The organism is Nostoc sp. DedSLP03 (genome assembly GCF_034530815.1).
Lineage (GTDB): Bacteria > Cyanobacteriota > Cyanobacteriia > Cyanobacteriales > Nostocaceae > Nostoc.
The window spans coordinates 17,715-27,532 of record NZ_JAVRCK010000105.1 but is presented as its reverse complement, the minus strand read 5'-3'; the positions used below and the strand labels follow the sequence as shown (position 1 = coordinate 27,532).

At 42.1% G+C, this 9,818-nt stretch carries 11 protein-coding genes; 3 read left to right on the top strand and 8 right to left on the bottom strand.

The features are described 5' to 3' along the window. The first annotated feature begins 786 nt into the window (after positions 1-786). Positions 787-1,632 (top strand): PEP-CTERM sorting domain-containing protein, encoded by an 846-nt coding sequence (locus RM368_RS32790; protein WP_322697930.1) that lies wholly within the window; start codon positions 787-789, stop codon positions 1,630-1,632. 187 nt (positions 1,633-1,819) lie between these two features. Here the strand turns inward: RM368_RS32790 and RM368_RS32785 are convergent, their stop codons facing one another. Genes RM368_RS32785 through RM368_RS32770 form a run of 4 tightly spaced genes read right to left on the bottom strand, consistent with a single transcriptional unit; the run spans position 1,820 to position 3,836 of the window. Beyond that, positions 1,820-2,731 carry a metallophosphoesterase family protein gene (locus RM368_RS32785; protein ID WP_322697929.1) on the bottom strand — a complete coding sequence of 304 codons (912 nt, stop codon included), beginning with the start codon at positions 2,729-2,731 and terminating at the stop codon, positions 1,820-1,822. A gap of 14 nt (positions 2,732-2,745) precedes the next feature. Continuing rightward, complete coding sequence (locus RM368_RS32780) at positions 2,746-3,165, bottom strand: cupredoxin family copper-binding protein (RefSeq protein ID WP_322697928.1); 420 nt, start codon at positions 3,163-3,165, stop codon at positions 2,746-2,748. Beyond that, positions 3,165-3,455 (bottom strand): peptidase, encoded by a 291-nt coding sequence (locus tag RM368_RS32775; RefSeq protein WP_322697927.1) that lies wholly within the window; start codon positions 3,453-3,455, stop codon positions 3,165-3,167. Before RM368_RS32775 ends, RM368_RS32780 begins: the two co-directional genes overlap by 1 nt. A gap of 24 nt (positions 3,456-3,479) precedes the next feature. After that, positions 3,480-3,836 (bottom strand): hypothetical protein, encoded by a 357-nt coding sequence (locus RM368_RS32770; RefSeq protein ID WP_322697926.1) that lies wholly within the window; start codon positions 3,834-3,836, stop codon positions 3,480-3,482. Positions 3,837-4,444: 608 nt separating this feature from the next. Between RM368_RS32770 and RM368_RS32765 the strand changes: the two genes are divergently transcribed. Together RM368_RS32765 and RM368_RS32760 are read left to right on the top strand one after the other, a co-directional pair. Then, entirely contained in the window at positions 4,445-5,119 is a 675-nt protein-coding gene (locus RM368_RS32765) for a sigma-70 family RNA polymerase sigma factor (protein WP_322697925.1), read from the top strand. A gap of 4 nt (positions 5,120-5,123) precedes the next feature. Continuing rightward, positions 5,124-5,858, top strand: a complete 735-nt coding sequence (locus RM368_RS32760) for an anti-sigma factor (RefSeq protein ID WP_322697924.1) — start codon at positions 5,124-5,126, stop codon at positions 5,856-5,858. A gap of 273 nt (positions 5,859-6,131) precedes the next feature. Here RM368_RS32760 and RM368_RS32755 read toward each other — a convergent pair whose 3' ends face one another. The 4 genes from RM368_RS32755 to RM368_RS32740 all read right to left on the bottom strand — a co-directional run bounded on the left by RM368_RS32755 (position 6,132) and on the right by RM368_RS32740 (position 9,563). Then, positions 6,132-6,575 carry a hypothetical protein gene (locus RM368_RS32755; RefSeq protein ID WP_322697923.1) on the bottom strand — a complete coding sequence of 148 codons (444 nt, stop codon included), beginning with the start codon at positions 6,573-6,575 and terminating at the stop codon, positions 6,132-6,134. A 284-nt stretch (positions 6,576-6,859) separates the two neighbouring features. Further along, positions 6,860-7,606, bottom strand: a complete 747-nt coding sequence (locus tag RM368_RS32750; RefSeq protein WP_322697922.1) for an ABC transporter permease — start codon at positions 7,604-7,606, stop codon at positions 6,860-6,862. A gap of 149 nt (positions 7,607-7,755) precedes the next feature. Next, positions 7,756-8,574 carry an ABC transporter permease gene (locus RM368_RS32745; protein WP_322697921.1) on the bottom strand — a complete coding sequence of 273 codons (819 nt, stop codon included), beginning with the start codon at positions 8,572-8,574 and terminating at the stop codon, positions 7,756-7,758. After that, entirely contained in the window at positions 8,571-9,563 is a 993-nt protein-coding gene (locus RM368_RS32740) for an ABC transporter ATP-binding protein (RefSeq protein ID WP_322697920.1), read from the bottom strand. Before RM368_RS32740 ends, RM368_RS32745 begins: the two co-directional genes overlap by 4 nt. Positions 9,564-9,818 lie beyond the last annotated feature (255 nt).

Below are 9,818 nucleotides of genomic sequence, written 5' to 3'. Positions count from 1 at the left end.
GCTCCCTGTCGAAAATATTATCTGCTTTGCTAACTAACCTGCAGAATGTGGGCTAAAGGACTTCTAGTTAAAAAAATATCCCATCCCTGCGGGGCACTCCGCTAACGTAGAGGTGCAAGGTCTTATACCTCCAGTCAGATATTGAGTCAGAGATTCAATCAATGCATTCCCAGTTTCGGACTGGGAAGGAGAAAAGTCTTATCAAGCTAGGTTTTTAGGACTTGCGTGTACACCGTAGCTTTTTAAGGGGGACTAAGGAGAATCTTGGGATTGTGCATCTTAAGCAAACCGCATTGATACCAATCCGACTTCGACAATTGGTACAGGCGATCGTTGCTTGATTTTACAGTGACTTGCTTGCTCATCAAAGGATGCTCTGGCACCAACATCACTTATATGAACTTATATGAACTCCTCCCTACTGAATTTGTGAACTTTTCCCTACGGAATCCTTACGTAAATTCCAATTAAAAAATGCTCTTTTTTACTCTAGCTTTACAAGAAACTAGTGGATGCACGATTAGTATAAATATGTAACTAATTGAACGCGCACTGAAATTAATAACTAAATTATGTACACGGTTATTACTTATATAAAAATGCGCTGATGGTAAATAAAATTTAGTCCTAAAATAGAAGATTTCTTCTACATAAGACAAACATGGCTTGAAAAGTTCCCAAGCTGACCATCCTGCTTGCCTATAATTTGTTCTTACTTATCAGTAAGTCAATATACAAGCGTAACAAATTTGCAAAGTTAACATTTTAAAGAAAACAATAGATTGTATGAAAAATTACACTTTAATTGTAAAGCGTTTTTTGGCATTGGCTACTCCAGCGATCGCTACTTCGATATTGGCAACCTTACCAAGCCAAGCTGCTACCATTGCATATTCTGAGTCAAAATTCAACATCAACAACTTTAGTACTAGCCCTTCAGATGTTAGGACTTTGACTGATAATGTAACCACAGCAATTAGCACAGGTGGTCAAGTAACTGCTGATGCTAACGCTGAGGCTAAGTTTAATATCGATGCAAACAACTCTGCCTCCAATTTGTCCTTCAGCCAAGCTCAAGGTCAGGGTGATGGCTATACAGGGTCGGCGGAAAGCTTTGCTGGGATTATCGGTTATGATTTCATAGTTGACAAAGAGTTTTCTTTTGATTTCAGTGGCTTATTTAACCTGAAAACATCCATTGATGATGCCGTGACTGAACGTGCAAATGCTCGTGGAGAGTTTTTATATCAGTTATACGACAGCGATACTGGTAATCTTTTAGACTCTTTCAAGATTTCTGGAAATTTATCAACAATAGGTAACAATGATACTTTTGTATTTGAACCGAGTAGTAACATAACTCTTGATTCAAATCAGACTACTATTGATAAATCTTTTGGCGGAACACAGGAATATGCTTTGACTAGCTTTAAGGGTAAATATTCCCGTACTTTCGATAAGTTAACTCGTTTAACCTTAATAGAATCTAAAAGTAATCAGGTGAGCGTCTATACTGTCCCAGAACCCTCAACAATTCTAGGTTCGCTGTTTACTTGCACTATGTTTGGTGCTGTCTCGATACGCAAGCGTAAAAGAGCTTCTTCGCTTGCGTTGTTGGTTAATAAGGATTGAGTTAAGGTCTGTAAAACTTTCTTTTGTCACTGCTCATATAACAATACGGTTCAGTTAAGCCTAAAAACCTGATATGAGACGCGATTATCGCGTCTTCAAAGACCAATAATCTTTAACTGAATCGTATTGGACTATATCCGAAAGCGCTCAGAATGCGATCGCTCTTAGTATTTGTTGAATTATATTTCTAGCTTAGAGCATGTTGGTCAACTCTAGTATCCTTCCCGGAAATTACCTCAACTGTGCGGAATCCGAGCACCGCCAACAGATTATTTTCAGGGAGCTTGACGGGAGCCGGTTGATCGCCGTGACCGGGAGCGGGGAGAGGATAGGCAGTCGCCGCAGCAGTGTGGAAGCGAATATTGCCTTCGCTGTGCTCAATCACTTGATGGATGTGCCCCGTTAACACTGTTACCGATGCAAAGCGAGATAGCTGTGAAAGCAACTTAGCCGAATCAGCAGTTGCCCATCCCCATTTGGGATAAAGGTCATATAGAGGAATATGACTGAAAACAACTATAGGTGTATCCTGTTTCTGGTTTGCCAAATCTTTGGAGAGCAAGTCCAGTTGCGCCTCACCTAATTTGCCTGTGCCGGTTGCCCCAAAGTCCAGCACATTGGTCAAAGAGACAAAGTGGATTCCCGCCCGATCCCAAACCTGTAAACCCTCTTTGACATCCTTGCGGTTAAAAGCTTCCTCGTAGGCTTTGCCGCGATCGCCAATCGTATCGTGCTCCCCTGGTAGAGTAAACAGTGGGACTTTCAATTGAGAAAGTAGTTGTTTGGCCAGATCGAATTCTTCTGGTTTAGACAAATGGGAGATATCTCCGGTGTGAATGACAAAGGCGGGTGGAGTGGGTAAGGCATTGATTGCATCGATGGTTTTCTGAAGTGTATCGGTCACGTGTTCATTTGCAGGTTTTTTGAAACCGATGTGCGTATCGCTAATTTGAACGAAGGAAAACGGTGAAGTCGTGGATGATTTTTGAGCATTTGGTTCTCCCACCTGACAGGCAGTTAATAAGCCATTTGCACCAACAGCCCAGACAATGCCAAGTCCTGTCCAGCCTACGTGTTCAATAAATTTTCTGCGTTGCATTGGTATTCCTCTGGTTAGTTTTTCTTATTTGTTACCGTCAGCGTCCCTTTCATAAAAGGATGAACTGAGCAAATATAGGGATAAGTACCCGGTTTAGTGGCGGTGTAGTTCCAGGTTTGATTGGTATCCAGTGCTTTAGAGTTGAAAGTACCATCCGTAGCCGTCGCCGTGTGGGGTTCTTCATCGACATTGATAAATTGAACAGTTTTACCAACAGCTAGAGCTAAATTCGCTGGCTCAAATTTGAAATTACGAATTTTGACCGTAGTATCAGCAGTTTGTTGAGTAGTTTGGGGTTGCTCCTTGGGTTGAGCTTTTATCGCCATTGGTTGGTTAGTCGTTACCTTATGGTTTGGACTACAGGATGACAACGACAACAGGATGACCAAGAAGGCACTGGCGATCGCTATGAAAAAATAAGAAATGTATTTCATCAGCGTTCTTCCATCCGTTTTGGTTGACGGCGTTTAGCAAACAGTCCAGTCATGCTCACTCCCGTAGCCACTAAGCCAATTAGACCTAGCCCATTCAAAACTGGTACAATGGCATCGAGTTTGAATATTTGCAAAGTGTGAACAGTAATTAAAAATCCAGCCAGTTCTTCTTGATGCAACCATGTATCTGCAATAGCAATGCTAATACCAGTCAGAGCAGTAAAGAGTAATGGCAAACAAAAGAGTGTGGCAATTAGCCGATGGTACTTGCGAAATGTGTTTTTCATCATAATTAATTGAGTAACGCCAGTTTTTTAGTCTGCTGTAAATCCTTGCAATTGATTTTCAAGGTTATGGCGATAGCCTCGATCGCTTAACGCTTGCTCAGGTAGTCGATTCGCTTTGACAGCAGCTTGAATAATGTCTTGAGCCGCGATCGTTCCAGATGCGATCGCTGATATCAATGCACCATTGCTGGGAATGCCTTGATCTTTTAAGTAGCCTTGATACGCAAGAGTTGCCAGATTAAACGAATTAAGCTGGTTTGTAGAAGGTTGCTTTGCCATGTAGGGATTGAAGCTGGTTGGTGCGGTTTGGGTCTGCGCCGCAGCAGGCAAAATGGCGGCAGAGAGAAGCAGTGTTGTTAACAGCACAGAAATAGAGCGTCGCATAGAATTACCTCTAAGATTAGTTGTTCGGCTACAGCGGTTTTACTGACCTTCAATGCTGGGATGCAGCACAAACTTTCAGGCAAATTGGTCGAATCCAAACTGCCAAAGAAGGGCGTTGCAAATTGACGATATAAATTTCGTCGGGACATTGCAGTGCAATGGCCAGTGTCAAAAGCTGTAGGAGTGGGTAGTAAGCAATTAGCGCGATCTCAGGAATTTAGTTGCAACTTCTGCCTGAAAAGAATGCTAACTGGGTTACTTACTTGTCTCTACCTTTAAGACGACTGGCAACTAATTTTGGATTTAAACTTTTTAAATGTCCTTGCTAGGGTGCTGTTTGCGGTTCGTTCGGTTTGGGGTGCAAGTTAATCAGAACGAAATAACCGACTTCTAAAAAATTTCGACGCTAGTAGTTCGCCAAGTTTCCTTGGCGGGGTAAAGGGTAAGGGGTAAGGGGTAAAGGGACTCATGTTTTAATTCCTTCCCCTTTCCCCTTTTCCCAGTCCAAACATAGCAATTTTGGGTTGGCAGACTACTAGACTCATCCAATTAGCTTCATCAATCGTTTTAGAGATAAGAGTAAGTTTGCTCTATGCTCAAAAGAAGTTATGAAATCAGGATTGGCACTCACGCTGCAAGATACATTAGGCATTTTTGCAGAGAAATTAGCCTCGGTCTATTCACCTGAATCTATGGATCTAAGTTCTCGCGATCGCCATTCATCAGAACCGTCATCGAAGAGCGATGCCGCACTTTTGGATGACCTGAAGGCACATCTGCCAACGGCGTTAAGGTGTCTCTACGAGCGCTACGGCAGCGTGGTGTATGGAGTGGCGCTGAAAGTTTTGCAAAGCCAGCCGGAAGCCGAAGACCTAACCCAGGAAATTTTTCTGTCATTATGGCAGCGTCCGGTTGACCCGGCTCACCACGATCATTTGATGCGCTACCTGATTGTCATGACTCGATCGCGGGCGATCGACAAACTGCGATCGCGCAGTCGCACCCTTAATTTGGTGCAACGTTGGGGGCAGAACGTTACTGCTGCACCCCCCGCGCCTACTCCGGTTGAGCAGGCTGTTTTCAATGAGCGATCGCAGCAAGTGCGGCAGGCATTGACGCAGCTTTCAGATCGGCAACGACAGGTGATCGAACTGGCGTATGATGCCGGACTGAGCCAATCAGAAATTGCCCAACAACTGCATAAACCCCTGGGAAGCGTGAAAAGCTGGACTCGCCAGGGACTCTTGAAACTGAAGCAACTTTTACAACACTCCATTGACTAAGGTTATGACTGAACCCCTTACTCCTCAAGCAATCGAAACCTTGGCAGCAGGCTATGTTGTAGGCGACCTCGATCGCGCCGAACTAGAAGTTTTCGAGCAACTGCTGGCAGAAAATCCAGCATTAGTGGTAGAAGTGAAGCGGCTTCAGGCAACCTTAGACCAGGTTGTTTACAGCTTAAATAGCGTTGAACCGCCTCCTCATCTCCAATCTGCCATTCTGACTGCCGCTACCACGACTTTCCAATCCTCCCAGCCCAAACCATCTCGGCTTTTCTGGTACACCGTCATGGGTAGTGTCGCGGCACTCCTAATTCTATATTTAGGAATGGATAACTATCGCTTGCGACAGGATTTCCGTATGGCTAGTGATATCAATACCCTACTGCAACAGTCCCAGACACAACTTTTCTCTCTCAAGGCTGTGAATGCGTCGGATACCGCTACGGGTAGCTTTGTGGTGAATCTAGGACAAAGACAGGGGATTCTAGCCGTGCAAAATCTGCCAGCTCCCCCCACAGGAAAAGTATATCGACTTTGGGCGATCGCTGATGGCGAAAAAATTCCCTGTGGCACTCTGAAAATTAATCCCCAGGGAAAGGTGCTAGATAAATTCTGGATGCCTGCCGACTTTTATGACACAGGTATCTCTGGATTATTCGTGACGTTGGAATTGTCTGAAACTAGTCGTTATCCAACCGGAACTATCGTGATGCAGAGTAACTCATCGACCAATATCTAATACCACTTTGAAAAAAGAATCCGACAGATACATACGGACATACCTTTGTTCTGTCTGGCTTTCTTAATTTTGAATTTTGAATACTTCGGCTACGCTCAGTACAAGTTTTGAATTTTGAATTGGTATAACCTCAGTAACTCATGCTCTATCCCTCAAAATCAAAAATCTGCGTCAAGGTCAAGCCATTCGCACCTATTGGCCTGGAGTGGTAATTAATCCCACAGCATTAACCAATCCAGCGCTGATAATTGCAGAGGTAGGAGCAAGAGTTGGTTATTTACCAGAGCAATAGTTATTAATTTCATTGACTATTGAACTTTCTTCGCTACTACTCTTTTGCAGAGATACCAAAAAGCCCTTTGCTGCTGGTAGATTCTTTTTATCTATGGCTGTTGCTGCATTATTCAATTGCTTGCTGATGTTCTGATAAAGTGTGATAAAGCGTCCTTGAAAACCTTGCAATTTTTCATCTTTAATTTCCAGTGCTTTCATCTCTTTGGCAAGTGGATCTATCTTACCAGAAAGTTCAGTTAGAGCTTTGGAACCTTTTGCAGGATTGGGATTTTTTGCGAATTCCTGACCTAGAGTAGATCCCTGATTAGCAACTTTTATGATTTTGTTACATTGAGCAACTTTACTTTCGCCACAACCTGCAAATAATAAAGCGATCGCAGTAGTGACTGAAAGTATAAAACTTTGCTTAAATACGTGCTGCATAGGTTCTATGATCTCCAACTATGTTTCGTGAAAGTTGGGCAGTAGAAATCGAGGATGGCGAAAATACTTTTTCTAAAAAGAATCTTTATTTTTGTTTTTAACTCTCTTTCTGCCCTGTTACTTTATACTTCATTTTTTCGATAATGCGTATGTAATTACACGTAAATCAGCATAAATATGGGGAATTCCCCATTTAAGTAAGTCGGTGCAATAAAACCAAACTGTGTCAACAAAAGTAAATCTGTCCATTTAAAATACGTCTGAGTACACACCTAAAATTTTGTTTAGCTCCCAGTAGAACAATAGTATCGCTCTCCTATTTTCCAAAGCTGGAGCGCAACTATTAGAAAGATAATGCCTGCGATTGGTGATATATAACAAAACCACAAAGGCACTAAAAAAGCATCTTCTTTTTCAAGTACTGCAAGCAAAGGAAAATAACTGACGCAAGCAAGCGGTATCAAGAAAGTAAAGAATCGCTGAAACCACTTGCTATAAATTGCAAGAGGATACTGAGCCGTTTCGACTCCTCCATAAGTGAGAATATTCATAATTTCGAGAGATTCAATAGTCCAAAAGGTGATGGTTGCTTGCATAATAACAATGCCAACAAAGAGCGCAACCCCACCAAAAAATGAAGTGCCTAAAAGCCATAAAGTTTTAAAATTTAAAGGGATGTGGAGAGATGAAAGTGACCACCACATAACAACAATCCCTTGAAATAATCTTCCGATTCGTTTTAAAGTAAACTCTTTACCTAAAAGCTGAGTTGCTGTGGTGCGTGGACGAACAAGTAAACGGTCGAAGTCTCCACTTTTAATTATTGTTGAAAATGAGTCAAACCCTTTTCCAAGAGCATCAGCACAGGCGAAAGAAATATTAATTATTCCATAAAATAGAGCAACTTCATTTAAAGTCCACATACCAATACTATTAAAACGACTAAAAAGTGCCCAGACTCCAAAAAATTCAACAGCAGTTACTAAAAGCTGCCCTATGACTTGCAGCCAAAAAGAAACTTTGTACTGCATTTGCGACTTGAAAGATACAGAAATATATCGAAGGTAAAGCAAAAAATCATTCATAGTCGCGTTGTAATTTTTATCTAAAATCAACTACCTAACCTATTTTAATGCTTAAAAAATTACGAATTACGAACTACGAATTACGAATTATTGACTTATCCTCCTTGAATTACAAGCTTTCTGATCCCATATTTCACAAGGATACGCCCAATAATAACAATGACAACTATCCAAAAAGTTTGATGCAGCAAAATATTAAATAGGGCGTTTGGTTGAAGATTTCCAGTAAAAAGACGAAAAGGTTTGTCGATTAATCCTGAAAAAGGAAGTGCATTTACAAAAGGCTTGCTCCACTCAGGGAAAAGTGGCAACGGAACAATCATGCCAGAGAAGATACTAACAAGAGTAGGTAGAATGCTATTAATTCCCTCGCCCGAAATCGTCCACATCATTGATACAGTCAAAAGCATAGTTAATGCAGACGAAAGTAAAATTGCGCCAATAAAAGAGATAAAAAAGGCAACAAAAGAAGCAAAGGAGGGTGAAAAAGAAAGCGACCATTCATCAAGCCCAAAAATGCGAAAAAGAAAAATTGTGACTCCAAGAAGCGGAATGCTACGAAGTATCAGGGGCGTTATGCGAAGTGCCAAAGCGCGAGTAAACCAAAAATTATAAAGGTCTGTGGGTCGAAGAAGATCGTATCCGACAGCACCAGTTCGGATGAGTTCTTGAATATCTCTATCACCTCCCCAAGGGACAATTGCCATCAAAAACGCCTGTCCCAGCCACACATATCCTACAGCTTGTTGAAAAGTCATAGGTTGAGCAGAGGTTGTATGAGTAAAGAATGCCTGTAAAACCATAACTTTTACCAACCCCCAGAAAAGCTGAGTTCCAACGCCAGCCAAAGCAGCAGCACGATATTGCAACAGCAGTGTAAATCTAGCAACAAACAGTGACCAATATGCTTTCATGGGACAATTCCTGCTGAAATTGCATAAAGTTCCGCAATTATCTCTTCAATAGGTGGATTTTCTACAAAAAGATCCTCTACTTCATGTTGTGAGGTAACTCGGCTAATCAAAGATGCAGCAGAAAGCTTTGTGGGATCGAAGGCGAGAGTTACAGTGCGACCTTCTTTAGAGATAATACTGACTCCTTCTTCTTCAAAAAAGAAATCATCCTTTGCTAAGTCGATTCTTAAGTACCGACGCGAGGAAACTTGAGAACGCAATGCTGCTAAAGTTCCATCACAAAGGATTTCACCTCCACCAATAATAATTATGCGATCGCACAATGCCTCGATATCATCCATATCATGGGTAGTTAGGATGGTGGTTACTTGATGAGTTTTATTTAGCGCTTTAATAAATTTTCTGACTGCAAGCTTGGAAACTGCGTCAAGCCCGATGGTGGGTTCATCAAGAAAAAGAATTTCTGGTCTGTGAAGCATTGCAGCTGCAAAGTCGCATCGCATCCTTTGACCAAGGCTTAACTGCCTTACCGGAGTTGAGAGAAAACTTCCAAGACCAAGCAAATCAATCATTTCTTCGCGTGTCTGGCGATACTCCGATTGCGGAACGCGATAAATATCCCGCAGCAAATCGAAAGACTCAATCACTGGTAAATCCCACCAGAGTTGCGTTCTTTGACCAAACACTACACCAATGCGATTAACGTGCTTAATTCGATCTTTCCAAGGAGTTCGTCCGCCAATTAGGCATTTTCCACTTGAAGGCACGAGAATACCGCTCAAAATTTTTATCGTGGTCGATTTACCAGCCCCATTTGGGCCAATGTATCCTACAAGTTCTCCCCGTTCCAGGGAAAACGAAACTCCTTTGAGGGCATAAACTTCTTTAGTTTTTCGCTGCACAAGTCCTCGTATTGAACCGAAAAGCCCAGAGGAACGTTCAGACACAAAGAAAGTCTTCCTGAGATTTTCGACCAGAATGTGAGACATATTTTGTTAGTCTGTTATTGCTTGCAGAAGTGTTTTTTATTTAGAGGATGTCTGAGAAGTATTAAATATTTTGCTTGATCCCCCCTAGCCCACGCCAGTCGCCTCAAGTCGGGAAACCCGCCCACAGCGCTGGCTCCCCTTTTTAAGGGGAGAACCGGAATCAAAGTCCCCCAATGTATCGGGGGATTTAGGGGGATCTACAAGTATTGAATACAACACCAAAAAATTTTCAGACACCCTCTTAGAATACATCTA